17 protein-coding genes and 1 other annotated feature are annotated in these 18,413 nt (G+C 49.0%); of the genes, 13 read left to right on the forward strand and 4 right to left on the reverse strand.

The window, feature by feature from the left end; all coding sequences use genetic code 11:
* The first annotated feature begins 48 nt into the window (after nucleotides 1-48).
* The 5 genes from AB9R92_RS09910 (at nucleotide 49) to AB9R92_RS09930 (ending at nucleotide 5,279) form a co-directional block, all read left to right on the forward strand.
* Nucleotides 49-963 (forward strand): ABC transporter permease, encoded by a 915-nt coding sequence (locus AB9R92_RS09910; RefSeq protein WP_370669289.1) that lies wholly within the window; start codon nucleotides 49-51, stop codon nucleotides 961-963.
* 71 nt (nucleotides 964-1,034) lie between these two features.
* Entirely contained in the window at nucleotides 1,035-1,880 is an 846-nt protein-coding gene (locus tag AB9R92_RS09915; RefSeq protein WP_370670089.1) for an ABC transporter permease, read from the forward strand.
* Between the two features lie 18 nt (nucleotides 1,881-1,898).
* A complete protein-coding gene (locus AB9R92_RS09920; protein ID WP_370669290.1) occupies nucleotides 1,899-2,861 on the forward strand; it encodes an ABC transporter ATP-binding protein in 963 nt (320 codons plus the stop codon).
* Nucleotides 2,862-2,878: 17 nt separating this feature from the next.
* Complete coding sequence (locus tag AB9R92_RS09925) at nucleotides 2,879-3,904, forward strand: ABC transporter ATP-binding protein (protein WP_370669291.1); 1,026 nt, start codon at nucleotides 2,879-2,881, stop codon at nucleotides 3,902-3,904.
* A gap of 16 nt (nucleotides 3,905-3,920) precedes the next feature.
* Nucleotides 3,921-5,279 (forward strand): hypothetical protein, encoded by a 1,359-nt coding sequence (locus tag AB9R92_RS09930; RefSeq protein ID WP_370669292.1) that lies wholly within the window; start codon nucleotides 3,921-3,923, stop codon nucleotides 5,277-5,279.
* Between the two features lie 278 nt (nucleotides 5,280-5,557).
* Here the strand turns inward: AB9R92_RS09930 and AB9R92_RS09935 are convergent, their stop codons facing one another.
* Both AB9R92_RS09935 and AB9R92_RS09940 read right to left on the reverse strand, forming a co-directional pair.
* Entirely contained in the window at nucleotides 5,558-6,778 is a 1,221-nt protein-coding gene (locus tag AB9R92_RS09935) for an MFS transporter (protein ID WP_370669293.1), read from the reverse strand.
* Entirely contained in the window at nucleotides 6,775-7,440 is a 666-nt protein-coding gene (locus tag AB9R92_RS09940; protein WP_370669294.1) for an ArsR/SmtB family transcription factor, read from the reverse strand. Before AB9R92_RS09940 ends, AB9R92_RS09935 begins: the two co-directional genes overlap by 4 nt.
* A 157-nt stretch (nucleotides 7,441-7,597) precedes the next feature.
* On the opposite strand from AB9R92_RS09940, the gene AB9R92_RS09945 reads away from it, so the two are divergent.
* From AB9R92_RS09945 to aldA, 4 genes are all read left to right on the forward strand, one after another.
* A complete protein-coding gene (locus tag AB9R92_RS09945) occupies nucleotides 7,598-7,840 on the forward strand; it encodes a hypothetical protein (protein WP_370669295.1) in 243 nt (80 codons plus the stop codon).
* The gene (locus tag AB9R92_RS09950) at nucleotides 7,830-8,231 is read left to right on the forward strand and encodes an NUDIX domain-containing protein (protein WP_370669296.1); all 402 of its coding nucleotides are present in this window, start codon (nucleotides 7,830-7,832) and stop codon (nucleotides 8,229-8,231) included. Before AB9R92_RS09945 ends, AB9R92_RS09950 begins: the two co-directional genes overlap by 11 nt.
* Before the next feature lie 32 nt (nucleotides 8,232-8,263).
* Nucleotides 8,264-8,962, forward strand: coding sequence for a Type 1 glutamine amidotransferase-like domain-containing protein (locus AB9R92_RS09955; RefSeq protein WP_370669297.1), 699 nt, complete (start codon nucleotides 8,264-8,266; stop codon nucleotides 8,960-8,962).
* A 99-nt stretch (nucleotides 8,963-9,061) separates the two neighbouring features.
* Nucleotides 9,062-10,504 carry an aldehyde dehydrogenase gene (gene aldA / locus AB9R92_RS09960; RefSeq protein ID WP_370669298.1) on the forward strand — a complete coding sequence of 481 codons (1,443 nt, stop codon included), beginning with the start codon at nucleotides 9,062-9,064 and terminating at the stop codon, nucleotides 10,502-10,504.
* A 55-nt stretch (nucleotides 10,505-10,559) separates the two neighbouring features.
* Here aldA and tyrS read toward each other — a convergent pair whose 3' ends face one another.
* Nucleotides 10,560-11,774 carry a tyrosine--tRNA ligase gene (tyrS, locus tag AB9R92_RS09965; RefSeq protein WP_370669299.1) on the reverse strand — a complete coding sequence of 405 codons (1,215 nt, stop codon included), beginning with the start codon at nucleotides 11,772-11,774 and terminating at the stop codon, nucleotides 10,560-10,562.
* A gap of 79 nt (nucleotides 11,775-11,853) precedes the next feature.
* Nucleotides 11,854-12,095: a binding site (T-box leader), on the reverse strand.
* Between the two features lie 142 nt (nucleotides 12,096-12,237).
* Between tyrS and AB9R92_RS09970 the strand changes: the two genes are divergently transcribed.
* Nucleotides 12,238-13,233: a YhdH/YhfP family quinone oxidoreductase gene (locus AB9R92_RS09970; RefSeq protein ID WP_370669300.1), complete on the forward strand. Its 996-nt coding sequence runs from the start codon at nucleotides 12,238-12,240 to the stop codon at nucleotides 13,231-13,233.
* A gap of 83 nt (nucleotides 13,234-13,316) precedes the next feature.
* Here the strand turns inward: AB9R92_RS09970 and AB9R92_RS09975 are convergent, their stop codons facing one another.
* A complete protein-coding gene (locus AB9R92_RS09975; RefSeq protein ID WP_370669301.1) occupies nucleotides 13,317-13,973 on the reverse strand; it encodes a Type 1 glutamine amidotransferase-like domain-containing protein in 657 nt (218 codons plus the stop codon).
* A gap of 189 nt (nucleotides 13,974-14,162) precedes the next feature.
* Here AB9R92_RS09975 and AB9R92_RS09980 point away from each other — a divergent pair, with 189 nt between their 5' ends.
* The 3 genes from AB9R92_RS09980 (at nucleotide 14,163) to AB9R92_RS09990 (ending at nucleotide 18,012) form a co-directional block, all read left to right on the forward strand.
* Nucleotides 14,163-14,774 (forward strand): TetR/AcrR family transcriptional regulator, encoded by a 612-nt coding sequence (locus tag AB9R92_RS09980; RefSeq protein WP_370669302.1) that lies wholly within the window; start codon nucleotides 14,163-14,165, stop codon nucleotides 14,772-14,774.
* Between the two features lie 26 nt (nucleotides 14,775-14,800).
* Nucleotides 14,801-17,116 (forward strand): MMPL family transporter, encoded by a 2,316-nt coding sequence (locus AB9R92_RS09985; protein ID WP_370669303.1) that lies wholly within the window; start codon nucleotides 14,801-14,803, stop codon nucleotides 17,114-17,116.
* A 665-nt stretch (nucleotides 17,117-17,781) separates the two neighbouring features.
* On the forward strand, nucleotides 17,782-18,012 hold the full coding sequence (locus AB9R92_RS09990) for a hypothetical protein (protein ID WP_370669304.1): 231 nt from the start codon (nucleotides 17,782-17,784) through the stop codon (nucleotides 18,010-18,012).
* Nucleotides 18,013-18,413: the final 401 nt, after the last annotated feature.

Raw genomic sequence — 18,413 nt, forward strand, 5'->3', positions numbered from 1 at the left:
GGAAAGAAGGAGGGCAACCTCCTTTTTTTCAATAAGAGAGGGATGTAGATGAAGTATTTTTTGAAAAGCTTATTAAAAACCATTCCTGTACTTTTCCTTATTACTCTTATTGTCTTTTTGCTGGTGAGAGTGACTGGAGATCCGGTGTCTTTGATGTTGCCGGAAACAGCGACCGCAGAAGAGCGTGATTCCTTGAGGGAATCGTTAGGGTTCAATGAACCACTGCCCGTCCAATATTTTACGTATCTCGGAAATCTGGTGCAAGGGGACTTTGGAGACTCGTTCAGGTACAACACGGATGCATTGTCGCTGATTATGGAGCGTTTGCCGGCCACCTTGGAACTCGCCATCGCATCGATGGTGATTGCCGTCATCATTTCGGTGCCGCTTGGAATCTTATCAGCTGTCAAACGCAATAGCTTTTTCGACCTCTTTATTACTGGAGGAGCCGTTTTAGGGAAGGCGATGCCGAACTTCTGGCTTGGCATCATGCTGATTTTGCTATTGTCAGTAACTTTTCAAATTTTCCCGGTTTCTGGAAGAGGCACAGTATGGCATTTGGTACTGCCGGCTCTGACATTAGGGACCGGGATTGCGGCGGAAATGACACGCTTGATCCGTTCGAGCATGCTCGAAATTTTGGGGCAGGATTTTATACGCACTGCGAGAAGCAAAGGACTGGGTGAAGCGATTATCGTCAATAAACACGCTTTCCGCAATGCGTTGATTCCGGTTGTGACAATCATGGCGCTGCAAACATCGACCTTGATTGGTGGGACCTTGATTACGGAGACCGTTTTCGCATGGCCGGGCCTCGGGCAGTTGCTCGTGCAATCGGTAAACTTGAGGGATATGGCCGTGGTCCAGGCAGCCACTTTCATTATTGCGATTTTTGTTATCTTGAGTAATTTATCAGCGGATTTGATTTACAGGTTCTTGGATCCGCGCATCAAATATGACTAAAGGGGGGGACGGAATTGGCCCAACTTACTGATACTGCAGCACTTCCAAAGGCGGCGAAATACAGGGACTCCATGAAGAAGATGGCGAAGCGATTGTTAAGGAGCAAGACGGGAATGACGGGCCTTCTGATAGTGGTCGCTGTAGTGTTGATCGCCATTTTAGCTCCCGTATTGGCACCGCACGATCCGGCACAGACAAATGTAGTCAACCGTCTATTGCCGCCATTTTGGCTGGGTGGAACAATGGAATTCCCTCTTGGCACCGATAACTTGGGCCGGGACATCTTGAGCCGGATCATTTTCGGCTCCCGCATCTCGTTATTGGTCGGAATCAGCGCGGTTTTACTAGCTGGAGCCATCGGAATGACTTTAGGCTTGATTGCCGGATATTACGGGAAGTTTTGGGATTTCGTTATTATGAGGACGGTCGATTCCTTATTGGCTATCCCGAACATCTTGTTCATGCTTATTATCCTTGCTGTTATGGGTCCAAGTTTGATCACTTTGATTCTCGTGCTGGGCGGCACTTCGTGGGTCATTTATGCAAGAATGGTGCGAAGCGAAACGCTCAGTGTCAAAGAACGTGATTATGTGCGTTCGGCAAGAGCGATCGGAGCGAAAAATCTACGGATCATTTTGAAGTATATTCTGCCGAACGTTATTTCTTCCTTTATCGTAATCGCGACACTGAATGTAGCGACGACTATCATTTTGGAAGCCAGTCTAAGTTTCCTCGGGCTGGGAATCCAATCTCCTGATGTTTCGTGGGGCTTGATGCTGAGCGACGGACGGGAGTATATTGCAACCAGCTGGTGGGTAGCCACATTCCCTGGTGTTGCGATTACGATTACGGTGTTGGGGGTTATTTTCCTTGGGGATTGGCTGAGAGATGTGCTCGATCCGAAAATCAAAGAGTAACCGAAAGAAGGCGATGTTATGACGAAAAATCTGTTGGAAGTAGAAGATCTCAAAGTGCGCTTTAAAACCGAAGAAGGCCATGTTTCCACGGTGAACGGGGTGTCATTTTCCATTAAGGAAGGTGAAACATTGGCGATTGTCGGTGAATCCGGCAGCGGCAAAAGTGTCACCTCGCTTGCGTTGATGGGAATCTTGCCGGCAAACGGTGAAATTTATAATGGCCATGTCGCCTTCGAAGGCAAAAACTTACGGACTTTGAGTAAGAAAGACTACCGCAAAATCCGAGGCAACGATATCTCAATGATCTTCCAGGAACCGATGAGCGCCTTGAACCCAGTATTCAATATCGGGTTTCAACTAAGGGAGACATTGATTCTCCATTATAAGATGACTAAAGACCAAGCTCATAGAAAAGGAATTGAGATGCTGGAAACGGTAGGAATTCCAGATGCCCAAAAAGTGATGGGGCGATTCCCTCACCAACTATCCGGAGGCATGAGGCAACGCGTGATGATTGCCATGGCCCTGTCGTGCAATCCGAAACTGCTGATTGCTGATGAACCGACGACTGCGTTGGACGTTACGATTCAAGCCCAAATTTTGACCTTGATGAGAAACATAAAAGAAAAATCGAATACGAGCACCATCATCATTACGCACGATTTGGGCGTAGTGGCAGAACTGGCGGATCGTGTCATTGTCATGTATGCAGGTGAAGTAGTGGAAGAAGCCCCGATTTATGAGCTTTTTGAAAACCCTCTGCACCCGTATACGAAAGGCTTGATGGAATCTATTCCTAAAATCCATGACGTGGTTGATGAACTTTATTCAATCGAAGGAACGGTCCCGAACCCTTCCAATATGCCGAGCGGCTGCAAATTTTATCCGCGCTGTCCGCTGGGGGATAGCGAGTGCACGAAAATCCATCCACCTTTGGAATATATCTCGGAAGATCACGCAAAACGCTGTATCAAAGTTTAAGGGCAGGAGGTGACTCTATGAATGTAATTGAAAAAAACATTATAATGGAAGTTCAAGATCTTAAAAAGCATTTTGATATCTCCAAAGGGTTCATCAAAAAGGTGAATTCCAAAGTGCGCGCAGTCGACGGCTTGAACTTCCATGTATATAAAGGCGAAACGCTCGGTATCGTCGGAGAATCCGGCTGCGGAAAATCCACTGCCGGACAATTGATGCTTGGGCTGCTGGACGCCACGGAAGGCCATATTTATTTTCAGGACAAAGACTTGGCCGCAATGACCCAGGAGGAACTGCGCTTGGCGAGAAGGGATTTGCAAGTGATTTTCCAAGACCCGTATTCCTCGCTCAACCCAAGAATGACCGTAGAAGAAATTATCGGAGAGCCTTTGGTCGTACACGGCTTGGCAAAAGGCGGAGAATTGAAAAAGCAGGTGCTGGATTTGATGAATCTGGTCGGCTTGCAGGAACATCAAATGACACGCTTCCCCCACGAGTTCAGCGGCGGGCAGAGGCAGCGCATCGGTATTGCGCGGGCTTTGGCGTTAAAGCCGAAAGTTATCGTCTGCGATGAAGCGGTTTCCGCACTGGATGTTTCGATTCAAGCACAGATCTTGAACTTACTGAAAAAGCTTCAAAAGGAAATGGATTTAACGTATATCTTCATTGCTCACGGCTTACCGGCAGTCAGACATATCAGCGACCGGATCGGGGTAATGTACTTAGGGAAGATGGTGGAGATGGCAGGCCGGGACGAACTGTTCCACCAGCCGCTGCATCCGTATACGCATGCGCTTCTCGATTCTGTGCCGATACCGGACCCTCGGTTGAGAAAAGAGCACCAGTTGATAGAAGGGGAAATTCCAAGCCCGACCAATCCCCCGTCAGGCTGCACGTTCCATCCAAGATGCCCGTATGCGACAGAGCATTGCAAAGAGGTCGTTCCGGAGTACAGGGAGATCCTGCCTGAACATTATGTAGCTTGTCATTATCCTTTGGTGGATGAAGATACGGATGTTTTGCCACATTCCTCCGAACAGGTATAAGAGGGAGCGAATAAGAGTGAAAGTACGCATTGGAGCGGTTGGCCCTGCGGATTCGATTGAAGTGATCCGTCAGGTAGCGGCCTTGGACAATAGAATAGAGCTGGTGGAATTCGAGTATTCCGCTGCAGAGCAATTGCCGGAGATTTTGAGAAAGCATCGCTATGAAGTAACGCAATGGATGTTCTCAGGGCCTATTCCTTATGACTACTGTGTAAAAAACGAACTGATTACACCCGAAGAAGCCGCCTATCCGCCACTTCACGGAATGGCGCTGCTCGGCACATGCCTACAGGCAATGCACGACCATGGCCAATTCATAAAAAACATGAGTCTTGATATAGTGGATGAAAGCATTGTGCAATCGTTGTTTTCGGAATACCAATTGAACAATATCAAATTTGAGCTGCACCATTATGAAGGCACTGTCGATTATGAAGAAATCATCGCTTTTCATGTTCGAAATTATCGGGCCGGAAAAACGAAGGTCGCTTTAACTTGTTTAGCGAAAGTGTATTGGGAACTGACAGACCTAGGCATTCCGTGTTATCGGGTCAAGCCTTCAAAACTGGCAATCCAAACGATTTTTACGTTATTGGTTTCCAGAGCCCAGAGCCAAGTGTATGAAAAGCAGAAAGTGGCGGTAGTAGGGTTTGAACTATTAAAAGCCGAAAGAAAACCCAAAAAAGCGGACTATAGTTTCTACGAAAGAGAAAAAGAATTGGAGTTCGAGCAGGAATTGCTTCAAGTGGCGAAAAAATTGAATGGAGCTCTCATCAATAAGGGAAGAGGGATTTATTTCATCTATACGACCCAAGGGGACTATGAATTGCTGTTCGCATCAAGTTCAATCATGAAAATAGGCAAGGAAATCAGCATGCGCACGTCTCTTGATGTCCACATCGGCATCGGCTCAGGCTATACGATACATGGAGCAGAGTTGAATACCCAAACTGCGTTTGAGTACGTGTCGGATAATAGGGAGATGAAGGCGGTCTATGTGGATGAAGGCGGCATGATCGTAGATTTGTCAGATTCGCAGACGATCGCTTCGGATACTGAGGACCGACTACCAGAGTATTGGCTTCATATTTTATCGCAGCATAATTACCGAACGACCATTCCGGCTAAAATCTATCAATACGTTAACTTAAAAAATATTCCTTATTTTTCCAGCGAGTTGATCACGGGGCTGTTGAAGAGTACCGAACGCAACTCAAGAAGGATATTAAGCGAAATGGAGCAAATGGGCTTAATCCAGGAAGCGAACGAAGAAAAAAAATCCGGAAAGCGCGGCAGGCCTAAAAAAATCTATAAATTTGTCCTCAGCCAAGAAAACGAAAAAACTAATGACAAAAAAGCCCCAACAAACAGTTAAATGTTCGTTGAGGCTTTTTCTCTGTGCTTCAATATTATGACTAAGTAAAAAAGAAGCACCGTTGGATTCACTGACGATGATTGCTCCAAGTTTTGGGACATTAAAACCAGGACGAAAGCACACAAAGTGTTGTACTACAATGCCTATAGAATGCACAGCGGAAATATGAATAACAGCCTGGCCGGGTCCAATTGAAGAAAATCGAAAAACGAGCTGCTGCATACAGCTGTTCACCCGGGCTCTCCAAAGTCAGCACAATAAAGCAGAAACTTTAGGCGCTACTTTTCCGGAAGCGTCTCTTTCATGCGCAAGGCAGCCATCACACCGGCCGTCATCGGCAGAAGGGCCACCAAGCCGATCGCCCATTCGACATTGATGACGTCGGTCAAGATGCCGGCGAACAAAGCGCCGAAGGCATAGCCGCTGTCGCGGAAGGAACGGTAGACGCCCATCGAAGAAGCCCGCCAAGAAGGCGCGGCCACGTCGCTGATCGTTGCCTGCAAGGTCGGATAGACCATTGCCGTCCCGAGGCCGAGAAGAACGGAAGCCATAATCCATAAGCTGTATTGATCGACCATCAATAAAAGCCACAGCGAAGCGGCTTGCAGCCACATGCCGCCGGCGATCAGCCATTTCCGGCCCCAGCGGTCACTCAAGAATCCGGTGAACAATTGGAAAAAGCCCCAAGCCGCCGGATACAAGGCTACGAGCAAGCCGATTTCCGGAACGCTCAGCCCGACGCCGGCGAAAAATAACGGAAACAAGCCCCACGCCATGCCGTCTTTCAAATTCGTGGAAAGCCCGGCGAAGGTGGCGGTCGACAGCGTCGGATTTTTGAACGCTGTGCGCTTGAACACTTCACCTGCGGAAAGGGCCGCGTCTTGTGACGACGACTTGGCCTGGCGTTTCAAGTGTTCGCCAGTATCACGGACGAGAAACGACAGCATAAGGCCGGTCGCGACGACTGCCAACCCAATATAGAACGGTTCGGGGCGGTTCGAGAAAGTCGCGGCAACGTAACCGGACAATGCGGCCATGACGGCAACCCCCATATAGCCCGCAAATTCGTTGAGTCCGACCGCAAGCCCGCGTTCTGTCGGCTTCGCGAGGTCGATCTTCATATTGACCGTCATCGACCAGGCCAGGCCTTGGTTGATGCCGAGGAAAATATTGGCGACGACGATCATCCACCAGGCATCGGCGAAAATGACGAGGAGCGGCACGAAAAGCCCCGCGCTCCAGCCGACGATGAGCACTTTCTTGCGGCCCAGCCGGTCGGCGATGGCGCCGGCGAAATAATTGACGATCGCTTTCGAGAACCCGAAGCTGATGATGAATGACAGCGCCGCACTTGCTGAAGCGAGCCCGAATTCTTCTTCGCCGATAATCGGCAGGACGGTGCGCTCGAGACCGACCATCGAACCGACGAAAAAGTTCGTCAATACAAGCAACAGGAACTGGACGATGTTTTCTTTAATGCCGAATTGGATGTTTCTCATCGCTTCTCTTCTTCGATTTCCCGGGAAATGGCCGAATCTGCCGGCCCTTCGTCCAAGCGATACGCTTCAAACCCGCGTTCACGAAGAAAACGTACGGCGTCACTCGCATACAGGCAATAAGCGCCCCGGCAATAGGCGATGATTTTCTTTCCAGGCGGCAACTGACCCAATTTTTCTTCGAGCTGCACCAGCGGAATCGATAGGGCATCCTTAAGATGACGGCTATTGTACTCATCTTCAGCCCGCACGTCGATCAATACCGCGCGTCCGCTAGCCACTTCTTCCAATGCCTCGGCCGAGGACATGACCGGAATCGCACCGTCCGCTGTCGTTTCCATCGTCCGGATCTCACCCATATCGGGAAACTGCCGTTCCGCGAGCCGTTTTGTCAACTGCAATAATTCAGCGACTTCACTATCGGCAAGTTCGTAATAATGATGATTCTTCACTTTTGAAGAAGCGACGAGACGCGCCTCGCGCAGCGCCTGCAGATGCTGTGAAGTATTCGCCACCGACATATGCGTCTCTTTCGCCAGGCGTTCCACCGTTTTCGGTCCCTGTGCCAAATAATCGAGCAGCTCGAAACGCCTTGGGCTCGATAAAGCTTTGCTGATTTTCGTGAAGTGCCCATAGGCAAAATTTTTGAATTCCCGTGCTTCCATTCTAGGCCCCCTTATCTATTCAATAAATACCTTGAATAGATAAAGTTTAATGGAGTGGCTCCAGATTTGTAAAGAGTCGGTGCTTGGGAAGCTTTCTTCGATCATTTGAAACTTTATACGAACTATAAGCGTAATTAGCAGTAAGGAGTGGTGAAAGATGGCACATTGCACAAATTGCGGAGCGAAATGGAAAGCGAAGGATATCTGGAAGCTGGGCATGGCAAAAGACGGCAAAAGCTGTCCGTCCTGCGGCGTGAGACAGTACGTTTCATTCAAGAATGGCGGATTTTTGATGGGTCTCGGGTATGTGAGCGGAACGGTCGGGCTGTTGCTCATCGTACTGTTTCCGTATTACATCCGCTTAAGCAATCAGAAAGATAAAGAACTGTATGGGGAATAGAGGAGCGGTCGTACTCATCGAAGAAAATAAGGTAGCGCTGATTAAACGCGTACGCGACGGCTCTGTTTATTATGTGTTTCCAGGCGGCGGCATTCAACAACACGAAACGCCGGAAGCTGCAGCGAAAAGGGAAGCGTTCGAGGAACTGGGCGTACAACTGGAAATCGAAGCGCTTTTCGCAACAATAGAATATGAAGGCAATCAGTATTTTTTTATGGCGAAGAGAACCGGCGGCACTTTCGGGACGGGATGCGGAGAAGAGTTCACAGACAGGCAGCGGCATCGCGGAACGTATCAACCTGTATGGGTTGAGTTGAAAAATTTGCATGATATCGATGTCAAACCGCGTGAAGTTGGCGTGAAATTGCAGCGCCTGGATGAAGAAAAATAGATACATAAAAAGTTGGTGCAGGAGGAAAACCGATGAAACAGATTATCGCACTTGGTGGAGGCGGCTTCTCGATGGAGCCGGACAACCCACTGCTCGATTTATACATATTGGAACAATCACCGAAAGCAACACCGAAAATCTGCTTTATCCCAACAGCGAGCGGGGACGCGGAAAGCTATATCGCGCGCTTCTACGATTTCTTCAACCAGCAAAACTGCGAGCCGGCGCATCTGTCGTTGTTCAAGCCGCCGGCACAAGATCTGGAAGAGTTTGTCTTGTCGCAGGACATTCTGTATGTCGGCGGAGGCAATACAAAAAACTTGCTCGCGCTGTGGAAGGAATGGGGGCTTGATGCCATTATCGAAAAAGCCTGGAACCAAGGAGTCGTTTTGGCCGGCATCAGCGCCGGGTCGATTTGCTGGTTCGAACAAGGCGTCACCGATTCCTTCGGCGAAGAGCTTCAATCATTGGCATGCTTAGGCTTTTTGCCCGGCAGCAATTGCCCCCATTACGACGGGGAAGCGCACCGGCGTCCGACGTTCCAGCGATTGCTCAAGGAAGGGCAAATCAAGCCAGGACTCGCTGCGGATGATGGCGTGGCGCTTCATTTTATCGGACAGGACTTGCACAGCGCTGTCAGTTCACGTCCTTACGCCAAGGCTTACCGTGTAGGCGAGGGATATGAAAACGAACTGGAAACCAAGTTTTTGGGGAAGCCTGACGCAGTGTGAAAGTTTAGGGCATGTCTAAGCATGTTAGTGCAGAAGGCCAAGTTTACCGGTATCTGTAAAGGGAAAAACCTACTAATTGGAAAATTAGGAGGAGATCTTTTGCAAACTCACCAAATGTATGTGAACGGCGAATATATAGCATCCATGGGAGATGAATGGATCGACATCATCAACCCGGCAACGGAACAAGTGATTTCCAAGATTCCAAAAGGCACCGAACAAGACGTGGATAAGGCAGTAGAAGCGGCTTTCCAGGCACAAAAGGAATGGGAACTGAAGCCGAACATCGAACGCGGGAAAATCGTCCGCAAGCTAGGCGATGAGATCGCCAAGAAAAGAGAGAGATTCATCGATTTGCTTCAGGAAGAGCAAGGCAAAGATTACGAAACGGCCAGTGGCGAAGTCGATTCGGCAATTGATTACTTCCATTACATGTCCGAATGGGCGAGAAGAATCGAAGGTGAAATCGTGCCGAGCGATGAGCCGAACGAAAATATTTTCGTCTATAAAAAACCGATCGGCGTCGTAGCGGGAATCATCCCATGGAATTTCCCGGTGTTCATCTTGGCCAGAAAAGTCGCAACGGCGCTCGTCACAGGCTGCACAATTGTCATCAAACCGAGCCAGCAAACGCCGAATACCGCGATGGAATTCACGAAAATCGTCGACGCGATGGAAGAAATCCCGGCAGGCGTCTACAATTTGGTTACCGGAACCGGCTCTGAAATCGGCAATGCGCTGGCTTCGCATAAAAAAGTCCAGATGATCACCATGACCGGAAGCTTACCGGCCGGAACGAAAGTAATGGAAGCGGCAGCGAAAAACATCACCAAAGTTAATTTGGAACTGGGCGGCAAAGCACCAGCTATCGTTACGCAACATGCCGATCTGGACTTGGCCGCAAAAGCCATCACTACCTCAAGGCTATCGAACGCTGGCCAGGCTTGTACAAATGCAGAGCGCCTCTATGTCCACGAAAGTGTTGCAGAGGAGCTGACTGAAAAGCTTATCAGTGCGTTCGAATCGACAAAGCTTGGCAACCCAAGAGAAGATAAAGAAGCGGAAATGGGTCCATTAATCAGTCAGGACCGCCTTGAAACCGTAGAAGGCATGGTCAAAGAGGCCGTCGCGCAAGGGGCGACCGTTGCAACGGGCGGAGAACGGCCACATTTGGAAGCCGGCTATTTCTTCAAGCCAACTATTTTGAAGAATGTGTCGCATGATTCCGATATCATGCGCGAAGAGATTTTCGGTCCGGTGCTGCCGATGACTACATTCAGCACCTTAGAGGAAGCAATCGAAATGGCGAATGATACCGTATATGGATTGTCTTCTTCGGTTTACACAGATGACCTGAACGAAGCGATGCGCGTCGTCAATGAAATGAAATTCGGCGAGACTTACGTCAACCGTGAAAACTTCGAAGCGGTGCAAGGCTACCACGCCGGCATGCGCCAATCCGGCCTCGGCGGGGCGGACGGCAAGCACGGCATGGAAGACTTCCTTGCGACGCAAGTCGTTTATATGCAGTATAAAAAGTAAATTGAAGCAATAAAGGCGCAGAAACGGGTATCGTTTCTGCGCCTTTTTCCAATTCTTATTTTTCAAAACGCACGAAGCGTTTTTTGCCGATCTGCAGGACGTCGCCATTTTGGACGACCGTGTCGAGTTCTTCGCGAGTCAGCTTGTCGCCGTTGAACGACACGCCGTTTTGTTCGATGAGCCGCACAAATTCGCTTTTGCTGCGGACAAATCCCGAAGCGACAAATTGCGGAATGATCTCCTCGATTCGTTCCTGGCCGATTTCCACTAGCAGCGAAGGGATATTTTCCGGGATTTCACGTTTTTGGAAAGCGGTCTCGAAGTAGCGTTTCGCTTCTTTCATCGCGTCGTCGCCGTGGTAGAGCCCCGTGATGATTTCCGCCAGTTCCAGTTTGATATTGCGCGGATTCTCTCCTGCTTCCAGGCGGTCAAGAATCGATTCAACCGACAGCGGGTCTTCGTCTGTCGCGAGTTCAAAGTACTTGAAGACCAAGGGATCGGGTATTTCCATCACTTTCTTGAACATGACTTCAGGCGCTTCGCTGACGCCGATGTAATTGCCGAGGCTTTTGCTCATCTTCTCTACACCGTCGAGCCCTTCGATCAGCGGCATGAAGATGGCGACTTGTTTTTCCTGGCCCATATGCTTTTGAAGCGTGCGGCCCATCAAAATATTAAAAGTCTGGTCGGTGCCGCCGATTTCGATGTCCGCCTTCAGTTCAACGGAATCGTAGGCCTGCATGAGCGGGTAGAAAAACTCGTGAAGGCCGATCGGCGACTGGTTTTGGTAGCGCTTCTGGAAATCGTCGCGCTCGAGCATGCGCGCGACCGATGTGCTGGCGGCGAGCTTCAAGACCTCCTCGAAATTCAGTTTCGACAGCCATTCGCTATTGAAGCGCACCGTCGTTTTCGTTTCGTCGAGCACTTTGAAAATCTGTTCGCGGTAAGTCTCCGCATTTTCCCGAACCTCCTTGTCGCTGAGCGCAGTCCGCCCTTTCGCCTTGCCGGAAGGGTCGCCGATGCGCCCGGTGAAGTCGCCGATCAAAATGACCGCCTGATGGCCGAGGTCTTGCAATTGCTTGATTTTGCGCAAAACTACTGCGTGGCCAAGGTGGATATCAGGTGCAGACGGGTCGAGGCCGAGCTTGATGGTGAGCGGGCGCTGTTCATTGTATGAGCGCTCGAGTTTTTGGAGCAATTCGCCTTCCTCGATAATTTCGGCGGCTCCTCTTTCGATGATTTTCATTTGTTCAGCGGGGGTGAGTCGCATGCTAACATCTCCTTGTCTTGGAATAGTCCATATCGCAAAATCGATAAGAATACAAAAAAGCGCCCTCTAGGGAAAAACCCTAAAGGACGCGGATATGCGTGTTACCACCTTAGTTCGGAAGCTGCTCGCACAGCTTCCCTTGGAAAGTACGGCCGAAGCGATACTCCTGCATGGATTACGGGTGCAACTCCGGTGTAGCCTACTGAAGGTTCGGTACACAGCTCAAAGAGGTATTTCCCCAGACACCGCATGCGCCTCTCATCAACCGGCCGCTTTCTGTATGCTTCAGTCACAGGTACTCGTTCTTATCATCGCTTTTGTTCTTATACTCCGAAATGCTTGGGCAAATCTTCGTTATGCAGATATTGTTTTTCATTATAACCTGTATGGAAAAGAAGTCAAACCCAAAAACAGTTTTACTGGTTAAGCATTCCGGGAACACATTAAATAAGGAGGGATTTTTATGGATCAATTTAAAGCTATTGTCATTAAAGAACAAGGAGACGAAGTCACTTACGGTGTGGAACAAATCGGCGAAGAGCAATTATCGCAAGGCGATGTCTTGGTGAAAGTGGCGTATTCGTCGATCAATTACAAAGACATGCTTGCGGTGCAGAAAAAAGGCGGCGTCATCCGCGATTACCCGATGATTCCCGGAATCGATTTCAGCGGAACGATTGTACATACGGCAGACGAGCGATTCCAGGAAGGCCAGGAAGTGATTGTCACTGGATTTGAAATGGGGATGAGCCATACCGGCGGATTCGCTGAATATGCCCGCGTGCCGGCCGGGTGGATCGTGCCTTTGCCGAACGGTTTGAGCCTGAAAGACGCCATGGTGTTCGGGACCGCCGGGTTCACGGCGGCCTTGTCCATTCAAGCGCTCGAGCAGCACGGCATGGACCCGAAAAACGATCCAGCGCTATTGGTGACGGGATCAACAGGCGGCGTGGGCAGTGTCGCGTTACAGATTCTCTCCAAAATCGGCTACACGAACATCACGGCTTTGGTGCGCAAAGACCATCAAGTGGACGTCGCGAAATCGCTTGGAGCGACTCAAGTCATATTCCCAGATGATTTAGGCGAACTGAAAAAGCCGCTGAACAAGCAAAAATTCGATTATGTCCTCGATACCGTCGGCGGCGATGTGGCGTCGGTTATCATCCCGCAAATTTCCTACGGCGGCAGCATGAGCATGTGCGGCAACGCGGCCGGGCTGCAGCTGACGGCGACGGTCCTGCCGTTCATCCTAAGAGGCGTCAATCTGCTCGGCATCGATTCGGTCAACGTGCCGATCGAAAAACGCGGCGCGATCTGGGACAAGATGGCGGCTGACTGGAACATCACCCAAACGGCCTTAACGGATGAAGTCTCGCTCGAACAAGTCCCTGAAACGATCGAAGCCATCAAGAACGGCAAGCATTTAGGGAGAACGATCGTTAAATGCCAAGAGAGTTAAACCAACAAAAGAAACGTTCGGCAAGCATGGAAATGCGCTTGCCGAACGTTTTTTTGTGGTGTATACCTGTTCCGCCAATGAAGCTAAAAAGTCTCCTCCATTTTCCGGACTTGTGAGCGCGACAAGACATAGACATCGCCTGAAATGTCGATATTGCCGCCTTTTGAGCGCAAGGCACAGTCTTTATTGGACGCATACACATCCATTTCCTCCGACAGGGCAGACAGCTCTTCTTGAACGAGTGCCATATTGTTTTCAAGGTCGAAATGGGACAGCACGGAAAAAGCGTCCAGGGCAATCCCGTCGCACACGCTGTCCAGGCCAACAGGATACCCGAAGCGTTCGGAGCATTTCCATTTAGCGGACATATTGATCGCCCCGGCACTGGCCCCCATAACCAAAGCGGTGCTCGTTTTGATCGGCTCCCCCAATTCGTATTCCATCAAAAACCGGTTTTGCTTAAGCGTATCCCCGCCCAATAGAAAAATGGCCGAGGCATCCCTGATTAAGGCATGGGCATCATCCGGCTGTACACTTGAATCGATTAGATGATATTCATCGAATGAAATGCCTGCCTGATCAAGCCATGCACGTTCCGCGGCGCCGTCAACTTCAGCGTCTGACGGGTCCGAGCTGACCAACACGAGCGATTTTCGTTCCGTAAGGTCTTCCCTTAAGGCTTTGCTTAGATTCTCCGGGAAAAAATCAGTGAACCATCCTAAATAATAATGGGTTTTCATAAAGGCCTCCTTCGTGTAGGTGATGATAGCCATTATACAGTTAATCGGCCTGTCAGATTGTTTGGGCAAGCAGTTTCATCCGGAGTTTTAATGAAATTGATTCATTTTTCGTAATTGCCCAAAGGGAAAAATTGCACATTAGGCAATTTTTATGGTATAACATGTAAGAATTAAAAATGAGGTGATAAAATGACTGACAGCGGTTTGCGGGATATGAAAAAAATAGCGACACGCCAGGCATTGGCTGAAGCTGCTTTTAACTTAGCAGTGGAGCGGGGTGTGGACGGGTTTGTGGTGGAAGATATCGTCCGGACGGCGGGCTATTCGCGCCGGACATTTGCCAATTACTTCTCATGCAAGGAAGAAGCGATCGCCAACGCCTTGACGATGAATGATTACTTAGAGCGCGGCGACCAATTCGACTTTTCCACGGAAAATTACACGCCTTTAGATACCATCGAATTGTATATCCGCGGAAGTTTCACAATCAATAAATTAAGGCGGCTCAACCAGCTCGTTTCCCTGTCGCGCAACTACCCAACACTGAAACTATATGTCACCGGCGCATTGATGGAAGTGCAGGATTTTGCGAAACGCGGCATCAGTGAAGAGTTTGGCAGCGAGTATCCGGAAGAGTATTACCACATTCTGATCGGTGCCGTATTCGGGGCGATTTTGCCGGTGCTGGAAGAAAGCATTGCCGTCAAATTACCGGACGATGCGGAACAGGACGAGACCGATAACGAATTTAACCAATACATCGATATCGTCTTCGCCCATTTGCGAAAAGGTTTTAACTAACAAAAATAGAGAACGGAGTTGCACACGTGTCGAGATTTTTTTACAGCATCGGAAAAACAGCTTACAGCAAGCCATGGATCTTCATTGCAAGCTGGCTGCTCATATTGGGAATTATCATCTCCGCCATCGTCACGAATGGCGTGAACACCAGCAGTGAAACAAGAATTGACGGCACCGCCGCACAAGACGTGCTGGACGAGCTGGCGGAAGAATACCCGGCAGCATCCGGCGGGCAAGGCAGTTATTTATTCGAAGTGCCGGAAGGGGAAGCCGTTGACGATCCGGCCAATGCCCAAGCCCTAGCCATGGCGGCAAATGAAATTTACGGCTTGGATCATGTCGTCAATCCGATGGACATGATGCAAGACGAAGAAGCCATGGCCCAGCTGCAGGGATTGCAGGACATGATGAGCCAGCTCCCGGCGTCTGAAGTCAACCACCGGCCGTTCGTCGTTCAGGAAATGCCGGTCCCGGGAATCCAAATTTCAGAGGACGGCACGGTCGCGTTATTCCAGTTCCAACTGACCAAAACAGCGGAGGACTTGAGTGAAGCGGAACGGGAAGAACTCGCAGATGCCGCGAATATCGCCCAAGACAATTCTTCCATTACGGTCATTCCGACGGGCGCGCTGCAAGGCGTCGATATCCCGATCGGCGGCACGCATGAAATCATCGGGCTCGCGATCGCAGCGGTCATCCTGGTCGTGACACTTGGCTCGCTCATCGCTGCAGGCTTGCCGCTGGTCGTGGCATTGATCGGCGTCGGGGTAGGTGTCGGCGGGACATTCGCCTTGTCGAGCATGTTCGAGATCAACAGCCTGACACCGGTTCTTGCCTTGATGATCGGCCTCGCTGTCGGCATCGATTATGCCTTGTTCATTGTTAACAGACAGCGCAACTTGATCACCGAACAAAGGTTGACTGCTAAAGAAGCGGCTGCCCGTGCAGTCGGTACAGCGGGCAGCGCGGTATTCTTTGCCGGCTTGACCGTCATCATCGCGCTCAGCGGTTTGCTCGTCATCGGCATCTCGTTCCTCAGCAGCATGGCAATCGTTGCCGCATTGACGGTGCTAATCGATGTGCTGGTCGCGCTCACGCTGCTCCCGGCCTTGCTCGGGTTGATCGGGGAGCGGATCGTCTCAGCCAAAACGAGAAATAAAGCTCAAACGAACAACAGCTCGAAACAAAGCTTTGCTCAAGGATGGATCACCGGCTTATTGAAAATGAAATGGGCCGCCATTTTGCTGGTCATCGTTGTTCTCGGTACGCTCGCAGTGCCGGTCGCGCAGATGAACCTCGGCATGCCATCCGGCGAAAGCGCCAATCAAGACACCGCTGTCAGACAGAGCTATGACGTCATTTCCGACAGTTTCGGCGAAGGCTTCAACGGCCCGCTGCTCGTTGTGGCAAAAGACCAAGATGCGGCTGCGGTGAATCCGCAGGAGTATTTCCAACTGCTCAGCAATATCTCACAGCTGGACGGCGTAGCGGAAGTATCCCCAGGCGGGTTCAATGAAGACGGAACGATCGCCATCATTAGCATCATCCCGGAAAATGGGCCGACCGATGCAGCGACAAAACAATTGGTGGAAAGTTTGCGGACAGATGCTGCTGCCACTGAAAACACCAATGCAGAAATCGGCGTGACCGGCTTGACGGCGGTCAATATCGACATCTCGGAAAAACTCGCTGAAGTATTCCCGGTCTATATCGCCATTATCGTCGTACTGTCACTGCTTATCCTATTGGTCGTCTTCCGTTCGATCCTTATCCCGATCAAAGCGACGGCCGGCTTCTTATTAAGCATCATGGCAACATTCGGTGCCACAACCGCCGTCTTCCAGTGGGGCTGGTTCGGCTCGCTCTTCGGAATCGATACCGGCGGACCGTTGTTGAGCTTTATCCCGATCATGGTCACCGGCATCCTCTACGGACTTGCCATGGATTACCAAGTATTCCTTGTGTCGTCGATGCGCGAAGCCTATATACACGGTGAAAAAGGCAATGGGGCCATCGTCAGCGGCTACAAGACGGCGAGTAAAGTCGTCGTCGCCGCCGCATTGATCATGGTTTCGGTATTCTCCGGCTTTATCTTCACAGATGACATCATGATCAAGCAAATCGGCTTTGCCTTAGCGTTCGGTATCCTCGTCGACGCCTTCCTGATTCGCATGATCTTCGTGCCGGCCGTCATGTCGCTGTTCGGCGACAAGATCTGGTGGCTGCCGAAATGGCTCGACAAGATTCTCCCGGATTTGGACATTGAAGGCGAAAAATTGCTCCATGAATTGAATGAAAAAGACAAAGTAACACGCACGAATACTGGAGAAAACATTATCTGAAGATAGCTAAAACTGCCGGGAAGCTTCCCGGCAGTTTTTCTTCGGTTAAATAATTTTTAAGGAATATACGTCTGTGATACATTTAAGAATGTTCCAATTCAGTAATATAGATTGTAAAAGCTAAAGAGCTATAGAGATTCTTTTAGAAAGAGATTAAGATATTTTTGTGGTTTCAAAATATTCAAATCGAAGGAGTTTGAAATTATGGCAACCATTAAGGATCGCCTCGTCGAAGAAGACATTCCTTCATTAAAATAAGTTTATCGGTCGGTTGGGTGAAACATGATGAAGAGATTATTTTATAATTTACATATCATAAGTTTACAAGAAGCTACAGACATACAAGCCGCTGTTGCCATTTCCATTTTTCTGTTTTTGTTATTGATCATCTTTGTGAACAGCATAAGTTTCGGCATGTGGAGATTTTTCGGCTGATTGTATATAAGCAATCAGTTTTTAATTCGTATAAACTTCGACATCAATTAATTGCTTGAAGACTATTTCATGTTAATTATCTGATTATTGTGTTAATATTAACTCATCAAGAAGTACGGAGAAAGGTGTTGATTGTTAGTCAACAAGAAGCTTTGGAAAGAGGAGTTTCAAACCGTCAGGACGTTGCCTCATCTCATGATCACTCTATTTATTACAGGGAGATGTTCATCATGATTCAACAAGAACCTTTAGAAAAAAAGGAATTTCCAAGCGTCCAGAATTCTACAGAACCTGTCGAACCAAAGTTGTTTGATCACTCTATGCACCATCCAGATGGCTTAGTTGAACCAATCATCAAGGAGTATATCCCGTTACAAATAGGCATGGTCATTTTTTCAATCGCCATATTGGTAGTGGTTTTTATTGGAAGCACTGCTCATATGTGGGGTTTGATAGAATAGCGGTCGAGCGTCATACGATTCATGCAATGTAAAAGGTCGATGCGTATAGACGCCTATAGCGAGTTGAGATAAAGATAAAATGTTCTCAATAGGTTGCTTTGCCCCCAATTTCTTTGGAGGCAAGGCAGCCTATTTTTTTTTTGAGATTTCGTACTTCCTTATTTGTAAAACCGATAGAGGTGAACAATTCATAAGGAGAGATATTGTTAAGTAGAAAAATGTTTTTTAGAAACGTCTTTAGGACTTTCTGCTCGCAAATAGCAGAATGGATTGTTATAAGAAAAGTATCCGTCAGCAGGAGGTTCACTCTCTCAAAAGAAGGTAAACAAGTTCAAAATTTTTCAAAATCACTGATTTAACTGGAATAAATTCGTAACAAACCATAGTTATGGCCATTTAAA

This window comes from Planococcus sp. SSTMD024 (assembly GCF_041320495.1).
Classification (GTDB): domain Bacteria; phylum Bacillota; class Bacilli; order Bacillales_A; family Planococcaceae; genus Planococcus.

Coding starts and splice junctions, on each gene's coding strand:
- AB9R92_RS09980 (WP_370669302.1), top strand. CDS start 14,163: ATGACTGACAGCGGTTTGCGGGATATGAAAAAAATAGCGACACGCCAG.
- AB9R92_RS09970 (WP_370669300.1), top strand. CDS start 12,238: ATGGATCAATTTAAAGCTATTGTCATTAAAGAACAAGGAGACGAAGTC.
- AB9R92_RS09950 (WP_370669296.1), top strand. CDS start 7,830: ATGGGGAATAGAGGAGCGGTCGTACTCATCGAAGAAAATAAGGTAGCG.
- AB9R92_RS09935 (WP_370669293.1), bottom strand. CDS start 6,778: ATGAGAAACATCCAATTCGGCATTAAAGAAAACATCGTCCAGTTCCTG.
- AB9R92_RS09975 (WP_370669301.1), bottom strand. CDS start 13,973: ATGAAAACCCATTATTATTTAGGATGGTTCACTGATTTTTTCCCGGAG.
- AB9R92_RS09940 (WP_370669294.1), bottom strand. CDS start 7,440: ATGGAAGCACGGGAATTCAAAAATTTTGCCTATGGGCACTTCACGAAA.
- AB9R92_RS09915 (WP_370670089.1), top strand. CDS start 1,035: ATGAAGAAGATGGCGAAGCGATTGTTAAGGAGCAAGACGGGAATGACG.
- tyrS (WP_370669299.1), bottom strand. CDS start 11,774: ATGCGACTCACCCCCGCTGAACAAATGAAAATCATCGAAAGAGGAGCC.
- AB9R92_RS09955 (WP_370669297.1), top strand. CDS start 8,264: ATGAAACAGATTATCGCACTTGGTGGAGGCGGCTTCTCGATGGAGCCG.
- AB9R92_RS09990 (WP_370669304.1), top strand. CDS start 17,782: ATGATTCAACAAGAACCTTTAGAAAAAAAGGAATTTCCAAGCGTCCAG.
- AB9R92_RS09920 (WP_370669290.1), top strand. CDS start 1,899: ATGACGAAAAATCTGTTGGAAGTAGAAGATCTCAAAGTGCGCTTTAAA.
- AB9R92_RS09945 (WP_370669295.1), top strand. CDS start 7,598: ATGGCACATTGCACAAATTGCGGAGCGAAATGGAAAGCGAAGGATATC.
- AB9R92_RS09910 (WP_370669289.1), top strand. CDS start 49: ATGAAGTATTTTTTGAAAAGCTTATTAAAAACCATTCCTGTACTTTTC.
- AB9R92_RS09925 (WP_370669291.1), top strand. CDS start 2,879: ATGAATGTAATTGAAAAAAACATTATAATGGAAGTTCAAGATCTTAAA.